The organism is Nocardia sp. NPDC003979 (genome assembly GCF_053605015.1).
In genome coordinates this window covers 182,602-206,520 of sequence record NZ_JBSGIJ010000001.1, presented here as the reverse complement: position 1 = coordinate 206,520, position 23,919 = coordinate 182,602, and the positions used below count along the sequence as shown (strand labels likewise).

Here is a 23,919-nt window from a genome sequence, read left to right as displayed (position 1 = left end):
ACCCACAACTCGAGGATTCACCGTGCTTGCCTCCCCGTATCCCGCCCAGACTCGGTTCGCCCTCCGCGCAGGTGTCACCTGTTTGACCACGCCGGCCGGTGCGGTGCTGCTCAATCCGCCGCGCAACGAGAAGCTGACCGGTCTGGGCGCGGGGGCACTGCAGGCACTGAAAACCCTGAACCAGGGCCCGGCGACCGCTGCCGAGATGGCGACCGCGGCCGCCGGTGACGACATCACCGGCCTGATGCGCAAGCTCACCGACGGCGGCTGGCTCGCGGTGACCGTGCGCGACGGCGGCCGCGATCTCTACAGCATCCGCCCGTTCGCCCAGCCCGCGCCCCGGCCCGAGGTCGCGCTGCCGACCTGGTCGGCCACGCTGTCGAAGTTCGCCGTGCTGCACCGCGACGCACAGGGTTTCGTGCTCGAGCATCCGCGCTCGTGGTGCGATCTGCGCATCCACGATCCGCGCCTGCTCGCGCTGCTCGACGGTCCGCTCGCCGCCGACTCGCCGGTGGCCGCCGCGGTGAAGACACAGTTCATGGCGGACCTGCAGTGGTGCGGGTTCCTCGTCGACGGTGACGAGGAGGAGCACGAGTTCACCACCCGTTCCTGGAACGCGCCCGACCTGTGGTTCCACCGGCGCAGCACGCTCGGCGCCCGCACGGTCACCTGGGACGATTTCGGGCCGACCCGCTGGGCCGAGGGCAAGTTCCCCGAATTACCCGCTCGCCGGGCAGCTTTCGCCGGTGACCCGATCTTCCTGCCCAAGCCCGACCTGGTCGCGCTTCGTGTCGGCGACCCGAGCCTGTCGGCCGCCCTCGAGGACCGCGTCTCCACCCGCGCCTTCGACGACAGCGCCCCCGTCACCACCGCCCAGCTGGGCGAACTGCTCTTCCGCAGCGCCCGCACCCGCGAGGACGGCTCCCGCCCCTACCCCTCCGGCGGCGGTGCCTACGAGCTCGAGGTCTACCCCGTGGTGCGCAATGTGGCAGGCCTGGAAAGCGGGCTGTACCACTACGATTCGGTCGACCACGCCCTGCGTCAGGTAGCCCCCTTCGACTCCCCCGCCGTCCAGAAACTCGTGAAGTCCACCTCGGCCACCCTGGCCGGTGGCGCGGAACCCCAAGTGGTCCTGCTGGTTTCGGCCCGCGCGGGCCGGGTGATGTGGAGCTACGAACAGGTCGCCTACGCCAACATCCTCAAGCACGTCGGCGTCTTCATGCAGACCGTCTACCTCTCGGCCACCGCCATGAACCTCGGTGTAGTCGCCCAGGGCTTCTCCGACACCTCCGCCTTCGCCACCGCCACCGGCATCGACGAACTCGAGGAGTGCAACGTCGGCAGCATCATCGTCGGCTCGCCTGCCCGCTGAGAATCAGCCAGGAGAAGCCGCACCGGCCGCCTCGGTCAGGCGGCGGGGGTGCCGTCCCAGGTGACGAGTTTCCAGCCCTTCGCGGGGCTGCCCTTGACGATTACGCGGCCGGTGTTGCGGATGGGGTCGGACTGGAGTTTGGTCATGTCGGGGTTGCTGACGGTCATGAGGGTCCAGACCATGATGGAGCCGCCGTGGGAGAAGATCGTGGCGCGCTTGTTGCCGCGGTCCTGGATGTCCTGGATCGAGTCGTCCATGCGCTTTTTGAATTCGTGGCCGTTGATCGAGCCGGGGATGCGAGCGTCGAGGTTGCCCTGCATCCACTGGACCGGTGCGGCGAAGTAGTTCGCCATCGCGTCCTTCTCGGGTGTGCCTTCGTAGATTCCGGCTTCGATTTCGTGGAAGCCCTCCTCGACGACAACGGGGCGGTCGCACAGTTCCGAGGTGGGCAGTGCGGTCTGCTGTGTCCGCACCATTGTCGAGGCGTAGACACCGTCGAACTTGCAGTCGGCCAGGCGCAGCGCGGCCGCGGCGGCTTGCTCCCAGCCCTTTTCGGTGAGGTCGGGTCCGGGGACGGACGTGTCGATCAGGCCTGATGCGTTGCCGGCCGATTCGGCGTGGCGGACGAAGGTGAGGGTCATTTCACCTGTCTGCGGTGCGGCGGCCGCACTACCGCCGCCGGCTGTGATCATGGCAACCGCGGCGATGACCACGGACAGACGTGACGCGATCTGGGGCATAGGGACTCCTCGAGTAACCGGTGTGGGCCCACGCTGTGTGCATGAATGCGACCCGTTCCGGGACGGTAGGTTCGCACCCGACCGGTCGCCACGTCGTCTCCCGATGAACGGCACGTTATCTATTTCTTGTGAGGGCTCGGTAGACGAAGACGAGTTGCCAGAGGCCGATGAACAGCGTCGGGAGGCGTTCATAGAAACCGGCCGACGATTGGGCGCCGGCCGGTGTCGATTCCACGGCGGCGAAGAAGGCTCCGACCGCTGCTATCGAGAACACGGCGGTGGCGATGGAGAAGACCGACCACAGGTGGGAACGGCGGGTGACGGTGGTGAGGGCCGCCACGGGGAAGGCCGTGAAGACGACAAGGGCTCCGAGGTTGTGGATGCCGCCGGTCGCGGTGACGACCGTCGGTGCGCTTTCGGGGAAGCCGAGTACCGGGTCGGTGGGGAAGAATCCGATGACGATCAGCCCGGCGGCGGCGACCAGCAGGGCGAGGTATCCGGCGGTGCGCAGGGACGCGGTGCGGCGGAGCCCTTCGGCGAAGAGCACCGTCAGGATGCCGTACACGACGAAGTTGCTGTTCTGGATCCAGCCGTGGGGGGCGAGGCTGAGGGCGCTGATGGTGTCGTGGGAGGAGGCGTAGCCGGCCTGGAGTGCGCCGTTGATCAGGTAGCCGAGGACGAAGACGGCCGGACCGAAGGCGCCCGCCACCAGCAGATGTGTACTGCGTATGCTCACAGATACAAAGTACACATCTCGTGCGTACTAAGTGCACATCAGGAGTGGGACAGGCGTGACTTCTCTCTGGGAACGACTGACAGAAGGCGAGCGGAACACCGGTAAACCGTTGTCCGCCAGGCGAATTGCCGAGACTGCCGTGGCGGTGGCCGACGTCGACGGGCTCGACGCCATCACGATGCGCCGGCTCGCCACGGAGCTCGGGGTGGCGCCGATGGCTGCCTACCGGCATGTGGCGAGCAAGGACGAGGTGCTGGAACTGATGGTCGACCTCGTCTACGGCGAGGTCGAATACGCGGCCGGCGACGGCTGGCGCGCGACGCTGCGCGACCTGGCGACGGCCCTTCAGGCGCTGATCCTGCGGCACCCCTGGCTCACCCGGCTCACCGCACCGGAGCTCGTCTACGAACTCACACCCAACCGCATGGCCCTGACCGAGCACGCCCTGACCGCGCTCCACGACGACCTCGGTCTCGACCTCGACACGGCCATGGCGGCCGCGCGAACGGTTTTCGCGTATGTGCTGGGTGCGACCGGTGCCGAGATCGGCCTACGCGCGCTCATGGACGATCGCGGCTGGACCACCGGCGCACAGGCGCGCACCGGTCTGTCCACCCAGATGACCTGGCTGCTCGGCACCGGACGCTATCCGACCTTCGAGCGCTATGTGCACGAGGCACGACGCAAGGACGACCTGCGCTGGCAGTTCGACACCGGCCTCGAGCAGGTGCTCGACGGCATCGAAGCGCGTCGGTGACCTACTTGCCGCGCAGGCCGAAGGGGTTGCCGTCGGGGTCGGCCAGCGTGCAGATGCGGAGGTCGGGGGCAACTGTCTGCGGGCCCGATTTCTCGGTGGCTCCTGCGGCGAGCAGGGCATTTCGGGTGGCATCGAGGTCGTCGACGTCGGTCATCGCGACCGGTCCGGTGGCGCGGTCGCCCTGGGGGTTGAGGCTGATCTCGAAGCCGTTGACGTTGTAACCGACGTAGTAGGGCTGGTCGGTGTGGGGTTGTCCGTAGAGGGCCGTATAGACCTTTTTGGCGGCTTCCAGGTCGGAGACGGGAATGACGACGGCGCCGATGGCGGGACTCATACTCTTCCTTCCGAAAAACAGTGGAACTGCGTCGAATGGAAAACGGTCGAAACCCAGACTAACCAGCGGTAACACCGAACGCGGGCAACCGAGGCCGCCCGCGTTCGGGTGTTCAGAGAGCAGCGGCCAGGGCTTGTACGGCCTGGGCCCACAGTTCGGCGAACCGGTCGGCCTGCGTTTCCGTGAACAGGGCGGTGCTCCAGCGGAAGTTGGTCGTCAGAGCCGGGCCTTCGGGAGTGGTGCCGATGCCGGCGATGATGTCTACCGCGTACCGCAAGGGAAGGTCGGGTTCCGGATCGAGCGGGAGGGCGGTGTCGTGGTCTCCCACGAGCAGCGACCATGGATCATTGCCGTTGCCACTGAGGTCGATTCGGCCGAGGTAGTTGAATTCCACCTGCGGTTCGGCGGCATTGCGGAGTTCGGGGACTCGGTCGACGTAGCGGAGCAGGCCGTAATCGAGTCCCTGGTTGGGGATTTCACGAAGGTGCCGGTTGACGGAGTCGAGCAGTGACCGCGCGGAGGCCGGATCAGCTTGGGCTCGTGCGACATCCACGCACAGCTCCCCCACGCCGAGGCGGACGGGGAACACGCTGGTGAACCAGCCGAGGGTGTTGGCGGTGTCGGTGCCGAGTTCGGCGTCGGCGCGGCCGTGGCCCTCGAGGGCGATCAAAGCGCCTGCGGCTGGATCGTTTCCGTTGTTCGCGTGCAGCGAGGCCATGGTCATGGTGAGGGCGGTGAGCAGGAATTCGCGGACGCCCTCGTCCTTGCCGATGCGGTCGAGGAGGCGCTGGGTCACCTCGACGGGGGTGGCGACGGTGTTCACGCGCAGACTCGACCAGGTGTCGGACGCGGGGGCGGGGTGCCGGGCGCCGAGGGGCGCGTCGGGTCGGCGCACCTGGGCCGCCCAATAGTCGCGCTGGGCAAGCACTTCCGGCGTGCTGGCGCGCTGCCACATGGCCTCGGACCACTGCCGGTAGGAGGTGAACTCCGGGAGCATCTTCGGGGTGACGCCGGACTGGATCTGCTGCCAGGCGGCGGCGAGTCCGTCGATCATGATGTGCCAGGACACCACGTCGACAGCCAGGTGGTGCACCGCGAGCAAAAGGATGTCGCCGGGATCGCCATCAGCGTCGCCCCCGGAATTGTTCGCGTCACCCGAGCTCTGGTCGACTTCCGACGAGCCCGGTGCACCCGCGAACCACACCGCGCGCACCATCTCCCCCGACCTCGGGTCGATCGCATCGTTGGCGATACGCGCGAATTCCGTGATGACGGAATCCAGTTCGGAACCGGCGAGTCCACGCGGCGCTTCGATCACCACGTCGCCCGCGGCAACGACACCGGGTGCGCGGGTGAGCAGGCGCGGACCGTCGGGCGTATCGGTGAGCACGGCACGCAGGGTGTCGTGCGCGTCGAGCAAAGCTTGCAGTGTGGATTCCAGTCCGGCACGGTCGATTCCGGCGGGCAGGCGGAGCAGGGCGGTCTGGGTGAAGCGGCGGTAGTTGCCGTACTCGTACATCCACGACACCACCGGCAGCGGCGGAACCACACCGTAGGAGTCTGCGCCTGCCTGGGCGGCGGCGGGGGCGTCGTCGACGGCGGCGGCGAGTTCGCGGATGGTCGGGCAGGCCAGGACCATGCGCGGGTTGAGGGCGAGGCCTCGGCGGCGGGCCTTGTTCACCAGGGAGATGGCGACGATGGAGTCGACACCGAGTTCGTAGAAGTCGGCGTCGATACCGGGGGCGCGGCCGTCGAAGAGTTCGGCGAAGACCTCGCTGAGGGCGATCTCGGTCGGCGCCTCGGCGGCAGCATTGCTGTCGGCCGATGAAAGCGCTTGTTCGGCAAACTCGTTCAGCGCGTGCCCGTCGAGTTTGCCGTTGACGTTCACCGGCAACCGGTCGAGGACGACGATGCGCGCGGGAATCATGTACGCGGGCAGGCGCTGCGCGAGGTCGGCGCGCACCCGGCTCACCACGACGGCACGTCCGGCCTTGCCGACGACGAAGCCGACCAGCGACGCGCCACCGGCACGACGGACCACGGTGACGGCGGCGGTGTCGATATCGGCCGAGCGGCGCAGCGCGGTCTCGATCTCGCCGACCTCGATCCGGTACCCGCGCACCTTCACCTGCGCGTCGGCGCGGCCGAGGTAACCGAAGCGGCCACCCGGCAGGCGGCGGACGAGGTCACCGGTGCGGTACATGCGCTGTCCCGGGCGGGCCGGGTCGGCGACGAACCGGTCGGCGGTGATGGCGGGTTTACCCAGGTAGCCGCGGGCCAGCTGCACGCCGGACAGGTACAGCTCACCGACGATCCCCTGCGGAACCGGGCGCAACCGGGAGTCGAGCACGTAGCCGACCATCCCGCCGTTGGCGGTGCCGATCGTCGGGATTTCCGAGGTGGCGACCGGGGCGACCACGGCTTCGACGGTCGTCTCGGTCGGCCCGTAGCAGTTGTACACAGCCGTCCCCGGGAGCGCGCGCAAACGTGCCCACAGGGCGGTATCGATGGCCTCACCGCCGAGAGCGAGGACGGACAGCTCACGATCGAGCAAGCCCGCCGCCGCCAGCTGGGCCAGCATCGAGGGGGTCGTGTCGATCATGTCGATGTCGAATTCGGCCATGCCCGAGACGATTCGGTGTGCGTCGCGCATCTCGTCGGCATCGAAAAGGTGCAGGGCCTGGCCCGCGAAGAAGCCGACCATCGGCTGCCAGGAAGCATCGAACCCGAGCGACCAGGCGTGCGCGATGCGCAGCGGGCGGCCGAGTTTCGCCATCGCCGGGCGGTAGAACCGGTCGAGATGGTCGGCGAAGTACCCGGCCAGCGCCGCGTTCGTGCCGACGACACCCTTGGGCTCGCCGGTGGAGCCGGAGGTGAAGATGATGTAGGCGGCGTGGTCGAGTTCGCGGCGGACGACGGGGGCTTGCGCGGGGCGGCCCGCGATCCGGTCGACGACCTCGGCATCGTCCAACGTGAGCACCGCGGCGCCGGAGCCCGTGATCCCGTCGAGCAGGTGACGATCCTTGCCGAGGACGACGGCGAGCACCGGGTTCGACTGGCGCAGAATCGATTCGATGCGTCCTACGGGCAAACTGATGTCGACCGGGACGTAGGCCGCACCGGCGGCGAACGTGGCAAGAATGGCCACGATCGCATCGGTGCCGCGCGGAAGCATCAGGGCGACAACGGTTTCCGGACCGACACCGTTGGCGGCGAACTCGGCGCCCAGACGGCAGGCCTTGTCGTACAGCTCGCGGTAGGTGAAGTGTTCGCCCGAGGTGGTCGTGAGGGCGGTGGCGTCCGGGGTCGCGGCGACCTGCTGCTCGAACAGCCCCCACGGTGTGGAAGAGGGCGCGGACACGAGATCTGCGGCAGCACTGGCCAGTTCGGCACGTTCGGCAGGCGTGAGCAGGTCGATGGCGTCGAGGGTCGCCCCGGCATCGAGGGTGGGCAGGGTGCGCAGGACGGTGACCAGACGGGCGCCGACGTCGGCGGGGTCGAGGTGGCCGAGCAGGGCGGGCACCGCCTCGACGAGGACGAGCAGTTCGCCTTCGCTCATGTGCGAGACCACGGTGAGCGGGTAGTGGGCGAGACTTTCCATCTCGATGGGCCGGAACTGGGCGCCGTCGGCGGCGGTGACGGTCTTGATCGCGTCGTCGATGGGGGCGTTCTCGAACACGAACAGGGTGTCGAACAGGGCGCCGTGACCTGCCGCGCGCTGCAGGGTCGACAGGCTCAGGTAGCCGATATCGCGCATCGTCGACGAATCACGTTGCAGCCGAGCGCATTGCGCGACGACGGGTTCGGTCGACTCGAGCCGGTGCACGACGGGAACGGTGTTGATGAACAGCCCGACCATGCCCTCGACACCGGCCAGCTTCTCCGGTCGGCCGCTGATGGTGGTGCCGTAGACGACATCCGCGCGGTCGGTGATCCGGCCGAGCAGCACCGTCCAAGCGAACTGCACGGCGGTATTGAGCGTCATACCGTTGGCGCGCGCCCACTGCTGCAAGGCTTCGGTTTCGCCAGCGGACAGGTGGAGTCGGGTGGTCTCGGGGACCGAGGAATCGCGCGCACCGGTACCGTCGGCCAGCACCAGCGGCGCACTCACCTGACCCAGGTACTCGGCCCAGCGGCTCGCGGCGGCATCGTGGTCCTGGGCGCCGAGCCAGCCGATGTAGTCGCGGTACGGGCGCGGAGCGGGCAACCCGTCGAGACTGCCGCCCGCCTGGTACACGGCGAGCAGTTCGGTGAAGAACACCGCGACCGCCCAGCCGTCCATCAGGATGTGGTGGGCGGTGAGGATCATCCGCTTGCGCGGCTGCGGGGCGTCGGTGACGTTCAGCAGCAGGATCCGCAGGGCAGGACCCCGGCTCAGGGTGAACGGAACCCGCCGCTCCGACTCGGCGATGGAGTCGAATTCCGCTGCCACCGCGTCACGTTCAGCCCACGGCAGCTCGGCGTGCGACGGGATGATCTGCACCGGCTTGGGTACATCGGTGTCCCAGAACGCGGCCCGCAGATTCGGGTGGCGGTCGAGCATCGCCTGGGCGCTGCGGCGCAGCAGAGCGGTGTCCAGTGGGCCGTCGATGTCCACGACGAACTGCATTGTGTAGAGGTCGATCTCGGCCCCGGCCATCCGCGACAGGGAGAACAACCCCTCCTGCAGGGGGCTCAACGCGAGTACGTCTTCGATCTGCGGCGCACTCATGCTGCGTCCTTTCCTAGTGGTCGGGTCGTCGGATAGCCGAGACCCGGTCGACATGCGGCGCCGCACCGTGCCGGGCTGGTACCCGACAGGTGCGGCGCGGATGTCGGGTTGTTCATCCCTGTGCGGACCAGGCCGCGGTGAGGGCGGACAGGGCGTCGGAGTCGAGGCCGGACGCGCTCATCGGCGCGTGCGTGACCTGTTCGGGCTCTTCGGTTTCCGCCTCGCGGGGAGCGGCGTCGACGGCGGCGGCCAGTTCGGTGATGGTCGCGCACTCGAACACCATCTGCGGGGTCAGCGGCAGTCCCTGGGCGGCGGCACGGGCCGACCACTGGATGGAGATGACGCTGTCGCCGCCGAGGGCGAAGAAGTTGTCGTCACCGGTGACGTCGTCGATCTCGAGGAGCTCCTCGATCAGGGCGATCAGGGTGCGCTCGGTGTCCGAATCGGCGGCTCCCCCGGCGGCGGCCGTCGTGGCGACGGGCGCCGGGACGGCGAGCAGCCGGTCGAGGTCGGCCTGCGGCAGCACCCGCAGGTCGGCGATCGGCTGGTCCGGGTTGTCGGCGAAGGCGCGCAGGGTGGCGGCCAGGGCGTCGGCGATGAGCGCGGCGGTGGCCGGTTCGTACAGGTCGGCGTTGACGACGACGCGCACGTCCATGCCGCCTTCGACGGTCACGTTCAGGCTCAGGTTCAGATCGAGGAACGAGACGTCGAAGTCGGCGGGCAGCACGGTGACCGTGCTGGCACCCGAGGTCGCGAACGGCAAGGTGGTCGGCGCCCAGTCCGCTCCACGGAAGTGGATCATGCTCTGGAACAACGGGTTCCGCGACCGCGAACGGCGCGGATTGAGTGCCTCGACGAGGCGCTCGATCGGCAGTTCCTGGTGCGCGTTGGCATCGAGCACCACATCGCGGGCCCGGATCACGGTGTCGCGCAAGGTGTTCGCGCCCGACAGATCGTTGCGGAGCACGACCATGTTCGCGAACAGTCCGATCAGGTTCGTGGTGGCCGGATCGGTGCGTGCCGCGACGGGCGTGCCGAGGGTGATGTCGGTGCCGCCGCCGAGGGTGTGCAGCAGAGTCGCGACCGCGGCCTCGCACACCATGAATTCGGTTGCGCCACTGCCTTTCGCGAGGGATTCGAGACCAGATCGGACGCTCGCGGGCAACGAGAAGGTGACCACCTCGCCGCGCTTGCCGAGCACCGGCGGGCGCGGACGGTCGTGGGCCACCGAGATCTCGTCGGGCACCCCGGCCAGCGCGGTGCGCCAGAAGTCGATCTGTGCCTGCGCGAATTCGCTCGGCGCGGCCTGGTCGAACAGCTCGCGCTGCCACAGGGCGTAATCGGCGAACTGGATCGGCAGCGGCTCCCAGGCAGGGGCGCTGCCCTGTTCGCTGCGGGCGCGGTAGGCGGTGGTCAGGTCGTCGAGCAGCACACCGAAGGAGGCGTGGTCGGCGACGATGTGGTGCACCAGCAGCGACAGCACGTGGGTGTTGGCGTCGAGTTCGAGGAGTTCGGCGCGCAGCAGCGGCTCGCCGTCGAGGGTGAACGCGTAGCGGGCGATCTCGGCCAGCTCGGCCGACACCTGGTCGGCGGCGATCTGCCTGACCGGCAGTGCGACCTCGGTGGCCGGGTGGATCACCTGGTAGGGCACGCCCTCGTGCTCCGGGAACGTGCTGCGCAGGGACTCGTGGCGGGCCACGACATCACCGAGCGCGGCGCGCAATGCGGCGATGTCGAGCGGGCCGTCGAAGCGCATGGCCAGCGGGAGGTTGCCGACCGAACCCGCACCTTCCATGCGGTACTGGAACCACATGGCCAGCTGCGAGTACGACAGCGGGACGCGCTCGCCGCGCGGTCGGCCACCGATCGCGGGGCGGGTGGTCGGTGCCGCAGCGACCGCATCGGCGCTCGCCGCGGGCGCCGGTTCGGCCGCCTCGTCGACATCGGAATCGACCGCATCCAGGTCCATGTCGAACTCGGCGAGGAATCGGGCGACCAGATTCGCGGCGAGCGCGGCGGGGGTCGGGCTGTCGAAGATGACGCGCACGTCGAGTTCGATGCCGAATTCCGCCCGGACCTGCGCGACCAGGCGGGCGGCGAGCAGCGAGTGTCCGCCGAGTTCGAAGAACGAGTCCTCCGCGCCCACCTCGTCGAGATTGAACAGGGCGCCGAACAGGGCGCACATCTTGCGTTCGGTGGCCGTGGCGGGCGCGCGGTGGGTGCGCGCGACGGCCGGGGTGGCGGCGGGCAGTGCGCGCTTGTCGAGCTTGCCGTTGACCGTGAGCGGGACCTCCGGGATCACCGCGAACGCGCTGGGCACCATGAAGTCCGGCAGACCGGCTGCGGCGAAAGCCTGGATCTGCTCGAGGTCGATGAACCCCTCGGCGGGCACCACATAGGCGGCGAGCATGGCGCCGATGGCCGGATCCTCGGCCACGACGACCACACACTGGGCGACCGACGGGTGCGCGGCGATGGCGGCTTCCACCTCACCGAGCTCGATGCGGAAACCACGCACCTTCACCTGTTCGTCCGCGCGGCCGACGAACTCGAGTTCACCGAAGCTGTTGCGGCGCACCAGGTCACCGGACCGGTACAGCCGTGCGCCGGAGGTGAACGGATCGGCGACGAAACGCTGCGCGCTCAGCGCGGGGCGGTCGAGGTAACCGCGGGCGAGCTGATCGCCGCCGAGGTAGAGCTCACCGACCACACCGTCGGGCACCAGCTGCAGCGCCTCGTCGAGGACGTAGGTGTAGACGTTGCGGTTGGGCACGCCGATCGGCACCACGCCGGTCCCCTGCGGCCCGTGCACCGGCATGTACGTCGAGCAGACCACGGCCTCGGTAGGCCCGTAGTGGTTGCGCAGTTCGGCTTCCAGGGTGTTGGCGAAGCGGTCGGCCACCTCGCCGGGCAGCGCCTCACCACCCACGGGAACCTGACGCAGCGAACGCCATTCGCTCACCTCGGGCAACAGCAGGAAGGTGCTCAGCATCGACGGGACCATGTGCAGCACGGTCACCTGACGGCGGGTGATGAGGTCGGCGACGTAGCGGATGTCGCGGAACGGCTTGGGTTTCGGCACCACGATCTGCGCACCGACCGACAGCGGGATGGCGATGTCGGCGAGCGAGGCGTCGAAACTCACCGACGACGACTGCATCATCCGGTCGGCGGGCGTCATGTCCCACTCGGCGGAGAAGCACACGATGTGCTCGGCGATCGCGTTGTGCGGCACCGGAACACCCTTGGGCTTGCCGGTGGAGCCGGAGGTGTAGATGACATAGGCGAGGTTGGCCGGGCGCAGCGGGCGCAACCGGTCGGCATCGGTCGGCGCCGAGCCGGACAGCTCGGCTGCCGTCTCCTCGGCGGCGGCCAATTCGACCGCGCCGAGCAGCAATCGGGGGTTCGCGTCCTCGACGAGGTACTCGATGCGGTCTTCCGGGTAGGCCGGATCGATCGGCAGGTACGCGCCGCCTGCCTTCAGCACGGCGAGCACGGCGACGATGAACTCCACCGAGGTGCCGAGGCGCAGGCCGACGATGTCCTCGGTGCCGATGCCCTGCCCGATCAGCCAGTGCGCCAGGCGATTCGCGCGGGTGTGCAGCTCGGCGTAGGTGAGTTCGGCGGTGTCGGAGACCAGTGCGAGCGCGTCGGGCGATGCGGCGGCGGCCGATTCGAACAGGGCTACCAGGGTGGTGGCCGGCTGGTCGACGAGCAGACCGTGGGAGCGGTCGAGCAGTGCGGCGCGCTCGTCGGCGGCGAGCATCTCGAGGTCGCGCAGCCTGCGGGTCGGCTCGCGCAACGCGCTGTCGAGGAGCACACCGAAGTGCCCGAGCAACTGATCGACCAGGGCGTCGGACAACACGTCGGTCTGGTATTCGGCCTCGACCACGGCGGTGCCGTCGGCGTCGAGCACCACGGCGAAGGCCAGCGGCACCTGCGCGCTCACGGCACCGAGTTCGAGCAGGGTGGAGGTGACGCCGTCGATGGCGAAACCGTCGGCGCTTTTGCGCACGCTGAAGCCGAGTCGGACCAACTGGTCGAGACCGTCGCGACCGGCGACGCGGTCCGGATTCGCTTCGCGCACCACACGATCGATACCCACACCGCGTCGCGCGAACGCACCGGTGCAGGTCTCGCGAACGGCGGCGACGAGGGTGGTGAAGTCGTCGCCGGTGCCGATGCCCGCGCGCAGCAGCAGGGTGTTGCCGAAGTAGCCGATGAGCTGCTCGGTGCCCGCCGGGCGGTCGGTGACGGGGATGGAGACGAGGAAGTCGTCGGCGGCGGTGTAGCGGTGCACGAGGGCGTCGAAGGCGGCCAGCAGCACCATGAACGGGGTCGCGGCCTGTTCGCGCGCGAACTGTTCGGTGCGGGTGACGAGGTCGGCCGGGAGCCGGTGGGTGCGGCGCTGCGCCTGCCTGCCCGCGGTGGCCGAGGCCGAGCCGGGCAGCTCCAGGGGTTCGGGCAGGGGGCGAAGGGCGTCGCGCCAGTAGGCCACGTCGTCGTCGGCCGGTTCCGCCGTCGGCGCGATCGCAGCGAACTGCACGGTCGCCTCGCTCGCCCCGTTCTGCACGGTTCCCGTCGGTGCGGCCGAACTCCCATCACCTGCCGGCGAGGCCGGGTTTCGGTAGGCGGCATTGAGCTCGGTGAAGAACACCGCCCAGGAGTCGTCGTCCCAGCAGATGTGGTGGATGGTGAACAGCACCACGTGCTGGTCGGCGCCGGTGCGGATCAGGGTGGCGCGCAACGGCAGCTCGGTGCCGAGGGCGAAGGGACGGCTGAACTCGCGCTGCGCCAGCACCTCCACTCGCAGGTCACGGCCGGATTCGGCGAGGTCGGTCAGGTCGTGGGTGGTCCACTCGGCGCGGGCGTCGGCGGTGAACACCTGGAACGGTTCGCCCTCGGCGTCCACTCCGTAGGTGGTGCGCAGGATGTCGTGGCAGGCGACGACGGCGTCGAACGCGGTGTGCAGGCGGTCGGCGTCGAGCGGGCCGGTGAGGCGGTAGGCCACGCAGATGTTGAGGGCGGTGTCCTGCGGGTCGCGGGTCTGCAGGAACCACATGCGGCGCTGGCCCGGTGTGAGCGGGCGGTGCTCCCCCGCCGCGATGCGCGGCACGGCGACGGGTGCGGTGGACGCGGCCATGCCGCGCTCGCGCAGCTTCTGCTGCAACAGCTGCTTGCGGCGTTCCGCGACGGACAGGGTGGCTTCGGTGTCTGACATGTTCTTTCGGCCCCTAGCCCTGGTTGGTGTTCTGTGCCATCAGCTGCACGACGTCGTCGAGCGACGCGCCGCCGAGAATCGCCGCGACCGGCAGATCCCGGTCCAGCTCCGCCTTCACGCGCTTACGGAAGTCCAAGGCCTGCAACGAGTCCAGGCCGAGGGCGACCAAGGGCATGGTCGCGTCGATGGATTCGGCGCTGTCGCCGCCGATCACCTTCAGCAGTTCGGTACGCATGCGCGACTCGAGCGAGGAGTTGTCGGGCTGCGCAGCCGATTCGGCGGATACGGCCACGGAAGACTGCGCGGACGTGGGCGGAATCTCTTGGGAGACAAGCGAAACCAGCGCAGGCTTCGGCGCGACAGCGGAACCCGGTACAGTCGCGCACTCGAGTCCGGTCAGCACGCTGTCCTGGCCGAACGCGCCGAGTACCTCGCGCAGGAAGTCCCAGTCGGCGGCGATGATCATGCCGTCGCGCACCGGCGCGGTGAAGCCCGCCTCGATGGCGTCGGCGGGGTCCATCGGGAACACGCCGGCCTCTTCCACGCGGGCGAACCCGGCGTCGTCGAGCGGGCCCGCCACGCTCCACAGTCCCCACTGCAGGCTGGCCGCCGCGATCCCACGGGCGCGCAGCCTGCGGGCGGCGACATCGAGCATGCGGTTGGTGACCGCGTACAGGATCTGGCCGCGCCCGCCGATGGTCGCGGCCATCGAGGAGCACAGCAGCACACGGCAGTCGGTGGTCAGCGGCACGGTGTCGATCAGGGTGTCGAGGCCGTGCAGCTTGGCGCGGGCGGCGGTGCGGACGGCCTCGGCGGTGACCTGGTCGAGTTCGGCGTCGACGTAGTTCACGGCAGCGTGGATCACCAGGTCGGCCGGGCGATCGGCGATCTCGGCAGCGAAGGCCTTCGCCGATTCCGGATCGCTCACATCACAGGACCGCACGACGATCTCGGTGGTGCCGAGACCACGCAGACGCGCCAGTTCCGTTGCCAGGACCGGGGTTTCACCGCTGCGGCTGAGCAGGGTGACACGGCCGGTGCCCGTACGCGCCAGCTGATCGGTGAAACGGAGACCGAGCTGACCGGTACCCCCGACGATCACCACATGATCGAGCCCCTCGGCGAGCGAACCGGTTTCGGCGGCCTCGTCGACCACCAATCGCTTGACGAAGAGCTTGCCCGCTCGCAGCGCCAGCTCCGACTCACCACTGGAATGCACCGCACCGACGATCCTGGCCGCCTGCGCGATCGGATCCTCGTTCGCGGCGAGGTCGAGATGGCGGAAGACAGTGCCGGGGTGTTCGATACCGACGCTGCGGAACCCGGCCGCGACGCCCGCCTGGAACAGACCGGGGATCGGATCGCTGTCGTGCACTGCCTCGCCACCGACGGTCAGCAGCCAGCATTCACCACCGGAACGCAGCACGGAAAGCGCTGGGGTCCATACCTGTTCGGCGTAGAAGGAGGTGAGCGCCTCGACAGCCGTCGCGGTGTCGTCGGCCGCCGAGGGTGGCAGCAGGACAACGACGGAATCGAACGCCTGCATACGCACCGAGTCGGGCAGTCCGCGCGCGTCGCCGGGCACGGCATGCTCTTCGCCGGGTGCGGCTGAGCTCATCGCATCGGCTGCGGATCCTCGATCGTTCGCCTCGGCGCCCGCGCCGACAGCCGGTTTCAGTTCGGCCGGGCCGAGCACACGAGCCTCGGCACCGTGACGATCCGCGGCCTTCACCAGGGCGGCGGACAGAGCCGCACACTCACCCGTGTGGTCCACGACGAGCAGGCTGCGCGGCGCGGTCAGGGTGCGGCGCTGGAGCGGGGTCCATTGTTCTACCAGCCGTTGGGGTTTCGGCGTGGTGACCACGAGTTCGGGCGGGGTTGCCGACTCGTCGGGGGCAGCCCAGAGGCGCTTCGGGGCAGTGACGGTGTGCGGGAAGTCGCGCAGCGGCAGCGTGATGGTGTCGTCCACCTGCAGCGCGTCCCAGCGGTACCCGGCATCGAGCACCGCGACCTGGGCGAGATTGCGGGTGAACTCCGAGAGGCCCTCGGCGGTGCGCAGCGACGTTCCGAGGACACGGAAGTCGCGCTGCGGCAGGCCGGGACGCGACGGCACGAGGCCGAGGTTCTCCTGCAGGGCCAGCTGCAGCACCGGGTGTTCGGCGACCTCGATCAGCAGGTCGACGCCATCGCTGCCCGCCGCGATCACGGCCTTGTCGAAACGCACCCGGTTGCGCAGGTTCCAGTACCAGTAGTCCTGGTGATTCAGGTCGGAGCCGATCTTCGCGCCGAGAGTCGCGCCGTAGCAATCGATCTCGGATTCGGTGAAGTGCGTGCCACTCATCTCGTCACCGAGCATGTCCACGAAATCGGCGCGCAGCTCGGCCACGATGGAGGTGTGCGCGGGGTAGGCCACGCGGATCTCGCGGGCGAACTGCCCGCGCTCGGTGGCGGTGGTGACCAGATCGACAATGGTCTCGCGGTCACCGGAGATGGCAAGGATGTGCGGCGAGTTCACCACCGACAGCTCGGCCCAGCCCGAATGCCTGGCAAGCAACGCCTCGCAGGACTCGCGGTCCATACCGAGCACGGCCATCGAGTAGCCGCGCGGGGAGATGCGCTCGACCAGGCGGGCGCGGTGGGTGACGGCGAGGACCGCGTCGCGCAGGGTCATCACACCCGACACCGCACCGGCCGCGAGCTCACCCTGGCTGTGCCCGATCGTCGCCTGCGGCGCCACGCCCGCGGCCCGCCAGAGCGCGGCGAGGCCGGTCATGTGGAACATCAGCGCGGGCTGCACTTCCCACACCGTGTCCTCGTACTGCCCCTCGTCGCCGAGCAGGTAGTGCATCGGCTGGGAGTGGCCGAACCGTTCGTGGTGGATGGCGGCGCACTCGTCGACGACGGTGCGGTAGGCCTGCGATTGCGCGTAGAACAGCGCACCCATGCCAGGACGCTGGCTGCCCTGACCGGGGAAGACGAAACCGATGCGGCGAGAGCTCGCGGGGACGTCACCGAGAACGACGTCACGGTGTTCGGCACCGGTCGCGATGGCGTCGAGCGCCGCCCGCAACTCAGCCGATGGGGGTTCGACACCGTTCCAGGCTCCGCCATCTGCCCGCGCGGGCGACTGATCGCCCCTTGGACCCCCGGTAGACGGCCGGGCCATGATCAGCGCCCGCCGACGGCGCGGCATCCGGGTGCGGAACAGCATGTCGGCCAGCCGTTCCGGTGTCACCGCGGTGTGCGCGTCGACGTAGTCACGCAGCGCGGCAGCCTCCGCACGCAGCCCGTCGGCACTGTCGGAGGACAGCAGAACAGGAACGCTGCCGTCGGGCAGACGGTACTCAGCCATGATTGGTTTCCTCCAGCACCGGCAGGCCGACAATGGCGTGCGCGTTGGTTCCCGCGACACCGAACGACGACACCGCGGCGTAGCGCAGCCCGTCCGGGCGCGGCTTCCACTCGGTCGCCTCGGCCGCCAAACGCAAAGTGGTTGCGCCCCAGTCGATATCGGTGGTCGGCCGATCCGCCCACAGACTCGGCGCGATGGTGCCGTGCTCACCGCACAGCAGCACCTTGATGAGCCCGAGCATGCCCGAGGCCGCCTGCGCGTGACCGGCATTGGACTTCACCGAGCCGAGCAGCGGGGCATCGGAGCGATCGGTGTTGCCGTAAGTCGCGGCGAGCGCGGTCAATTCGAGCGGATCGCCGACGGCGGTTCCGGTGCCGTGGCCCTCGATCAGGCCGATATCGTCGACGCTCACCCCCGCGGCGGCCACGGTCGCCTCGATCAGTCGCCGCTGTGCGTCCGCGCTCGGCACGGCGATCGGCGCACCGGCGCCGTTGTGGTTCACCCGGGAACCGAGCAGCTGCCCGTAGATCCGATGGCCCAGCGCCTTCGCGCGCGACTCTCGTTCCAGCACGATCACGCCCGCGCCCTCACCCCACAGGGTGCCGGTCGGGTCGGCGGCATAGGAGCGGCAGTGTCCGTCGGTGGCCAGGGCATTGTTCTTGGAGAACTCGTAGAACGCGCCGGGCGTGCCCATCACGCACACGCCGCCTGCCAGCGCCCAGTCGCACTCCCCCGCCCGGATCGCGGACGCGGCCTGATGCACGGCGGTGAGCGACGACGCGCACGCGGTGTCCACGCTGATCGACGGGCCGACCAGGCCGAGCCCGTGCGAGATCCGCCCGGCCACCGCACCGAGCGCGGTGCCGGTGCCCCGGTATCCGCTGTACTCGTTCACACCCGCCGCGCGCGGACCGTATTCGGTGATCGACACGCCCATGAAGACACCGGCCGGATCACCGTCGAGCGCACCGGGGTTGATGCCCGCGTGCTCGAGCGCGCGCCACGCCACCCGCATCGCCACCCGCTGCTGCGGGTCCATCGCGACCGCCTCACGCGGGGTGATGCCGAAGAACTGGGCGTCGAATTCCGTCGCGCCGTCCAGGAATCCACCGGCGTCGCGGACGGGTGCCCAACCGTCGAGCCTGCCGAGGGCGAACAGTTCGGCCAGCGGCCAGTCACGGTCGCGCGGGAACGGGCCGATCAGTTCCCGGCCGCCCGCGAGCGCGGACCAGAAATCCGGCAGGGATTCGATGCCGCCGGGGGCCTCGACACCCATACCGACGATGACGATGGGATCAACGCTCATCGGGTCAGCGCCTGTCCGGCCAGCACCTCGGCGATGCCGTCGATGTTCTCGTCGACGTAGAAATGCCCACCCGCGAAGAGGTTCACCTCCACCTCGCCCGTGGTGGCCTGGTCCCAGCCGTAGAGGTCGCGCGGGCCGACGAACGGGTCGTCGTCGCCGCCGAGCACGAGCACGGGTGCGGCGACGCGCACGCCCGCATCGCAGGAGTAGGCGTCGAAGGCGCGGTAGTCGGCCTTGAGCACGGGCAGCGCCATGCGCATCACCTCGCGGCTGGCCATCACGTCGGCGCCGGTGCCGTTGAGGGCGGCCATGTGGTCGAGCAATTCCTCGTCCTCGGTCGGATGACCAGGTAGCTCGGCGATCCGCTGCGGCGCGGCGGCCGCGGAAACCACCAGCAAACGCACGGACAACCCGGCGGCCTCGGCGAGCCGGGCGAATTCGAAGGCCACGATGGAGCCCATGCTGTGGCCGAACACGGTGATCGGGGCGCCGGTGTCGCGGGCGGAGCCACGGAAGGCCTCGAAGGCGCCGCGGGCCAGTTCGGGCAGCGTCTCGGCGGCCGGTTCGCGCAGGCGGTCCTGACGGCCGGGGTACTGCACGATCACGGTGTCGAAGTCCTGCGCCATACGCTTGGCGAACACCCGGTAGGCCGATGCGCCCGCGCCCGCGTGCGGGAAGACGATCAGTGGCGGTAGGGAGTCGGTCCGGGGGGCCTGGAATTGCCTGATCCAGCCGAGTTCTCTTGCCATGTCGCTCTCCCTCACCGACCGCGTCCAGCTGCGGCCGTTTCGCACTATCTCTCGCCGGGCCCGGACACGGGCCTACCCGGCGCAGTCGTCCGGGACCGGGGCGAATGTTGTTGCCGCCGAGCCCGAACCAGCTCCGGGCGCGCTCCGGCAACCACCGGGCGATCGGTCGGGCAACAGTAGCATCAACCCATTAGTATAGGCTAGCCTTACCAATTGAGGTGACCAAGGTAACGATGGAATGGAGCACCCAGCAGATGAACCCCGCCGGGACCCCCACCGCGCTACCCCGCGAGCAGACAGACCTGCCCGCCGACGTAGCCGCCGCCCCCGCGCCGAACCTGCCGGTGTTCGAGGCGCCCTTCGCTCTGCGGATGGCCGATCCCGACGGTAACGACCCCGACATGCTCGAAGAATGGATGGCCCGTCCGCACTTGCTCGAGTCCTGGGAACAGGATTGGGACGCGCAGCGCCGTCGCGAGAATTTCCGCACCCAACTGGCCGGAACCTACTCACGCCCCTGCATTCTCAGCCTCGACTTCGCGGTGATCGGTCAGCCGGAGAAAGGCGTGGTCGATGTCGCCTACATCGAGTTCTACCGCGCCGCCAAGGACGAGATCGGCAAGCTCTACCACGCCGACGCCGGTGACATCGCCTTCCACATCGCCACCGCCGAGACCGCAGTGATCGGCAAGGGCATCATGTCGGCCTGGATCTCGATCCTGCCCGCCGCCGTGTTCGCGGCCAACCCCGACTGCCGGCGCATGATGGGCGATCCCGACCATCGCAACGAGCCGATCCGGCGCAGCCTCGAGAAGTCGGGCTGGCAGAGCATCGGTGAGTTCGACGTCCGCCCGGACCGCCGCATCTTCCTGTACACGGTGCCGCGCACCCCCTCAGATCTCCCAGTCCCCTACTGATCACTCGTGGACGCCCGCGCGACGGGTTATCCACTTGTTTCGTAAGAACATGGGTAACTCGCCGGGAACGGGCTGCCGTGATCCATTACCTGGCCTGGCCGCCGACGCAGGTCCCGCCGCACCTGAGTCCGGCCTGATTTTGCGGAGAGGCGGACGAGCAACTCACCGCACGGGTCAGCGTGAGACTGCTTGCGCTGCGGAAACGTGGCTGCGCGCCGGGACCGTGCGCAGCACTCGGTCGGACAGCTCACCGAGGCAGCTGAGGTTCGGGAAGCCGGGGCCCTGCGCCATGGCGGCCATGTTCGGCAGATACAGCTTGCTCGCCAGACCGTTGACGGCCAGGTCGTAGCCGATCGAGGATTCGATGCGGTTCTGCGTGAGTGGGCCGCCCACCGCCAGTTCCAGCTGATCGGCGGTCTGCTGATCGAACATCTCCAGGAACCACAGCGGCTGGCCCCCGGTCGCGTCGACGACGAGGTCGAAGTTGTGCACCTGATCGGCACGCAGCTCGTTGGTGAGCGTGAGCGCGAGCGAATCACCGGCAGGCACCACCTTGGTGACCCGGCCCTGCAGGTGGTGGACCCGGCTGTCGCCGAGCAGGCTTTCCTGCACGCGCACCGAGAACACACCGCGATCGGTACGCCGGATCACGTCGCGACGCTCCTGGATGCTCAGCGCGTTCCACTTCACCGGATCGCTGAACAGCGAGTTCTCGAAATAGCTTTCGCCACGGGTGTAGATGGTCGCCATGGGCGAGATCACCGAGATGGTGAGCATTTCGTGGCGCACGAGTTCGTCGAGCGCCGAGCCGGCGGTCTCGCCGCCGCCGATCACCGCGGCCCGCGAGGCGGCGGGCAGACTGCGCTTGCCCGCCAGATCCCAGAACGTCGCGATGCTCAGCACGCGCGGATGCTCGGCAAGCGCGCGGCTGCTGCGGCCGGGGCCGGTGATCATCAGGCCGTCGGCGCTCAGCTCGGTGGCCGCGCCGTCGGCGTCGACGACGCGCACCTGCCAGCTGTCGTCGTGGCGGATCTGCTCGACGCGCCCGATCACCAGCTCGAGGTCGATCGACTTGGCCACCCACTGCAGGTATTTCGCCCACACGTGGTGCTGCGGGCTCGGCCTGCCACGGTCGATCCACTCGGCGTAGGTGCCGTGCTCGATGAGGAACGAGGTCCAGCTGTAGGCCGACATGGCGCGATCGATCTCGCGATTGCGGCCGCGGGCCCAGGTGGAGTGGTACGGGAACCCGATGTCCTTCTCGGGGCTGGTGCCGAGCCGGTGCTGCCCGTCGGTCCAGCCACCGGTGGGCAACCAGTTGCCACCCACCGCGTGCGCCTCGACGACGACCACGCGTGGCGCGGGCAGGCCGAGTGAGCGCAGGACATGCGATTTGGCCGCTACCGCAAGGGCTTTCGGCCCCGCGCCGACCACGAGCAGGGTTTGCACCGGTTCGTTCTCCACTCTCTCAAGCACGGCCCATGGTTGCATAGGCTTACCTTATTTATCTACCGGGGGCAGACAAGTAAGTGTCGTTAGGCTAACCTAACGTTCATGGGTAAGGGATTCAACGGCCTGATGGTCAAGGCTTGGGGTGGCTCGGACTACCGCCTCACGGTGACTGCCAACGAGCAGATCACGGACAAATTCGTGCGGATCAGTTTCACCGCGGGCGGGCTGCTGGCCGACAACCCGGTGCACCCCACGCAGTGGATCCGCCTGTGGATTCCCGACGAGCACAGTGACAAACTGCACCACCGCGGCTACACCCTGGTGAACCAGAACCCGGCCGAGGACACCGTCTGCATCGACTTCGCACTGCACGACGGACCCGCCGCCAACTGGGCCCGCCGCGCCAAGCCCGGCGACCCGCTCGACGCCAGCGTCCTCGGCTCCGACTTCCAGCTGCCCGAGCAGACCCCGAGCGAGTACGTCGTCTTCGGCGACACCGCCTCGCTCCCGGCTATCAACTCGCTACTGGACGCCATCGGCGACACCCCCGCGCGAGTGTGGCTGGAATGGCAGTACGAATCCGACACGACGATCCCCGTGCACAACAAGCCGCACCACACGGTCACCTGGGTGCAGCGCATCGACGACGGCCGCCTGCTGCGCGAAGCCGCGAACGAAATGACTTGCCCCGCAGACGCCTTCGCCTGGGTCGCCTGCGACGGCCACACCACCCGCTCGATCGTGAAGACCCTCAAGACCCACCACGCGCTGCCCAAGACCGCCATCAAGTACCAGGCCTACTGGAAGTAGGAAATCATCCTGCGGGATGAGGAGCGTGCGCCCGTCGGCTGATGCGGACGCACGCTCTCGTGCGGCACGCTGGTTCGATCACGCCGGGAATTCCGCCCCGGCCCGATCGAAACGAGCGCCGCCGTGTCCGTGATCGATGCCGTGATGCTCGCCGCACCCGTGGCGGCGGCGATCCTGCTGGTCGTCTCGCCGCGACGCGGCAGGCGAGTGGGCGTTGTCGCCGTGCCGGTGCTGCTCGTCGGCCACGCCGGGCTGTGGCTGGTCGAACCCTATCGGCAGTGGTGGCCGCTGTATCTGTTGCTCGTCGCGATGCTCGTGTGCGTCGCGACCGCCGGCCGGGAACTGCTGGGACGCATCGTCATCGGAGTGCTCGCCGCGATCTCGGCGGCGGTGTGGCTGGTGCCGCCGGTGCCCGAACTGCCGGAACCGACCGGGCCCCACGCCGTCGGGTCGGCGATCTTCCGCTGGGTGGATCAGGCGCGGCCCGAGCCGCGCACCGAGGCCGACGACCGGCGCAATGTGGTTGTGCAGGCGTGGTATCCGGCCGAGTTCGCCTCCGGGCGGCGCTGGGTCTATCTCGACGGACAAGGCGATCTGCCCTCCCAGGTCGCCGTGGTTCCGAGCCTGATCATGGGCGCCTACGACCGCATCGATACCCACGCCTACGCCGATGTTCCGGTAGCGCAGGCGCGGCAGCGCTGGCCGGTCGTGCTGTTCTCCCCCGGTTACGGCGCACCTCGGGCTTTCTATTCCGGGCTGGTCGCCGACCTCGCCGCCCGGGGCTTCGTCGTCCTCGCCGTCGACCATCCCTACGAGGCGGCCGTCACCGAGCTCGCCGACGGCACCATCGCCCACACCGTGGAGACCATGCCCGTCGACGACCCGCGCTTCATGGTGGAACGTCAGGCGATCCGCACGGCCGACCTGCGATTCGTCCTCGACCAGATCAGCGGGGGCACCGACCTCGGTCCGCTCGCCGACCGGCTCGACCTGACCCATATCTCCGCCATCGGCCATTCCTTCGGCGGCGCAGCGGCCTTGTCCGCTCTCTCCGAGGACCGAAGGCTCGTCGCCGCCGCCAATCTCGACGGCACCCTCTACGGCGACCTGCCCCAGCGCACGATCGACCGACCGGTGCTGATTCTGGAAAGCGACCGCGAGATCACCGGCCACTCGGACCGCTACCTCGACGGCAATGCCGACCTGCTGCGACGGCTGCGCGCTCCCTCGTTCCGCTACGAGATCGGCGAGGCCGACCACATCAGTTTCACCGACGCACCGCACTTCGTCTCGGCGCCGGTGCGTTTCGTGGCTTCGCTGTTCGTCGGCGGGTCGCGTGGACCCGCCGACACCCAGCGGCTCGGCAACGACATCCTCGCGCCGTTCCTGCTCGGCGACCACGCCGAGATCGCGCAGGCGGCCGCGCGTCATCCGGGTGTCACCGCGAGGTAGCCACCCGGCG

At 69.0% G+C, this 23,919-nt stretch carries 14 protein-coding genes; 5 read left to right on the top strand and 9 right to left on the bottom strand.

Annotation, left to right across the window (positions count from 1 at the left end):
- The first annotated feature begins 22 nt into the window (after positions 1–22).
- A complete protein-coding gene (locus tag ACWEVR_RS00800; protein WP_452465289.1) occupies positions 23–1,372 on the top strand; it encodes a SagB family peptide dehydrogenase in 1,350 nt (449 codons plus the stop codon).
- Between the two features lie 35 nt (positions 1,373–1,407).
- Here the strand turns inward: ACWEVR_RS00800 and ACWEVR_RS00795 are convergent, their stop codons facing one another.
- Positions 1,408–2,112: a histidine phosphatase family protein gene (locus tag ACWEVR_RS00795; RefSeq protein ID WP_452465288.1), complete on the bottom strand. Its 705-nt coding sequence runs from the start codon at positions 2,110–2,112 to the stop codon at positions 1,408–1,410.
- 115 nt (positions 2,113–2,227) lie between these two features.
- Positions 2,228–2,848 carry a DUF998 domain-containing protein gene (locus ACWEVR_RS00790; protein ID WP_452465286.1) on the bottom strand — a complete coding sequence of 207 codons (621 nt, stop codon included), beginning with the start codon at positions 2,846–2,848 and terminating at the stop codon, positions 2,228–2,230.
- A 55-nt stretch (positions 2,849–2,903) separates the two neighbouring features.
- Here ACWEVR_RS00790 and ACWEVR_RS00785 point away from each other — a divergent pair, with 55 nt between their 5' ends.
- A complete protein-coding gene (locus tag ACWEVR_RS00785; RefSeq protein ID WP_452465285.1) occupies positions 2,904–3,605 on the top strand; it encodes a TetR/AcrR family transcriptional regulator in 702 nt (233 codons plus the stop codon).
- Position 3,606: 1 nt separating this feature from the next.
- Here the strand turns inward: ACWEVR_RS00785 and ACWEVR_RS00780 are convergent, their stop codons facing one another.
- The 6 genes from ACWEVR_RS00780 to ACWEVR_RS00755 form a co-directional block, all read right to left on the bottom strand.
- A complete protein-coding gene (locus ACWEVR_RS00780; protein ID WP_067491115.1) occupies positions 3,607–3,939 on the bottom strand; it encodes a VOC family protein in 333 nt (110 codons plus the stop codon).
- 112 nt (positions 3,940–4,051) lie between these two features.
- Positions 4,052–8,650 carry an amino acid adenylation domain-containing protein gene (locus ACWEVR_RS00775; protein WP_452465283.1) on the bottom strand — a complete coding sequence of 1,533 codons (4,599 nt, stop codon included), beginning with the start codon at positions 8,648–8,650 and terminating at the stop codon, positions 4,052–4,054.
- Positions 8,651–8,762: 112 nt separating this feature from the next.
- Positions 8,763–13,871: an amino acid adenylation domain-containing protein gene (locus tag ACWEVR_RS00770; protein WP_452465282.1), complete on the bottom strand. Its 5,109-nt coding sequence runs from the start codon at positions 13,869–13,871 to the stop codon at positions 8,763–8,765.
- Between the two features lie 13 nt (positions 13,872–13,884).
- Positions 13,885–17,223: a nocobactin polyketide synthase NbtC gene (gene nbtC / locus ACWEVR_RS00765; RefSeq protein ID WP_452465281.1), complete on the bottom strand. Its 3,339-nt coding sequence runs from the start codon at positions 17,221–17,223 to the stop codon at positions 13,885–13,887.
- Positions 17,216–18,529, bottom strand: coding sequence for a beta-ketoacyl [acyl carrier protein] synthase domain-containing protein (locus ACWEVR_RS00760; protein WP_452465280.1), 1,314 nt, complete (start codon positions 18,527–18,529; stop codon positions 17,216–17,218). The genes nbtC and ACWEVR_RS00760 overlap by 8 nt, the downstream gene beginning before the upstream one ends.
- Positions 18,526–19,278, bottom strand: a complete 753-nt coding sequence (locus tag ACWEVR_RS00755) for a thioesterase II family protein (protein WP_067641071.1) — start codon at positions 19,276–19,278, stop codon at positions 18,526–18,528. The genes ACWEVR_RS00760 and ACWEVR_RS00755 overlap by 4 nt, the downstream gene beginning before the upstream one ends.
- A 233-nt stretch (positions 19,279–19,511) precedes the next feature.
- Here ACWEVR_RS00755 and ACWEVR_RS00750 point away from each other — a divergent pair, with 233 nt between their 5' ends.
- A complete protein-coding gene (locus ACWEVR_RS00750; protein WP_452465279.1) occupies positions 19,512–20,195 on the top strand; it encodes a GNAT family N-acetyltransferase in 684 nt (227 codons plus the stop codon).
- A gap of 174 nt (positions 20,196–20,369) precedes the next feature.
- Here ACWEVR_RS00750 and ACWEVR_RS00745 read toward each other — a convergent pair whose 3' ends face one another.
- Positions 20,370–21,644, bottom strand: a complete 1,275-nt coding sequence (locus ACWEVR_RS00745; RefSeq protein ID WP_452465677.1) for a SidA/IucD/PvdA family monooxygenase — start codon at positions 21,642–21,644, stop codon at positions 20,370–20,372.
- A 105-nt stretch (positions 21,645–21,749) separates the two neighbouring features.
- Here ACWEVR_RS00745 and ACWEVR_RS00740 point away from each other — a divergent pair, with 105 nt between their 5' ends.
- Both ACWEVR_RS00740 and ACWEVR_RS00735 read left to right on the top strand, forming a co-directional pair.
- On the top strand, positions 21,750–22,457 hold the full coding sequence (locus ACWEVR_RS00740; RefSeq protein ID WP_067641069.1) for a siderophore-interacting protein: 708 nt from the start codon (positions 21,750–21,752) through the stop codon (positions 22,455–22,457).
- A 123-nt stretch (positions 22,458–22,580) separates the two neighbouring features.
- Positions 22,581–23,909, top strand: a complete 1,329-nt coding sequence (locus tag ACWEVR_RS00735; RefSeq protein WP_452465277.1) for an alpha/beta hydrolase family protein — start codon at positions 22,581–22,583, stop codon at positions 23,907–23,909.
- Positions 23,910–23,919: the final 10 nt, after the last annotated feature.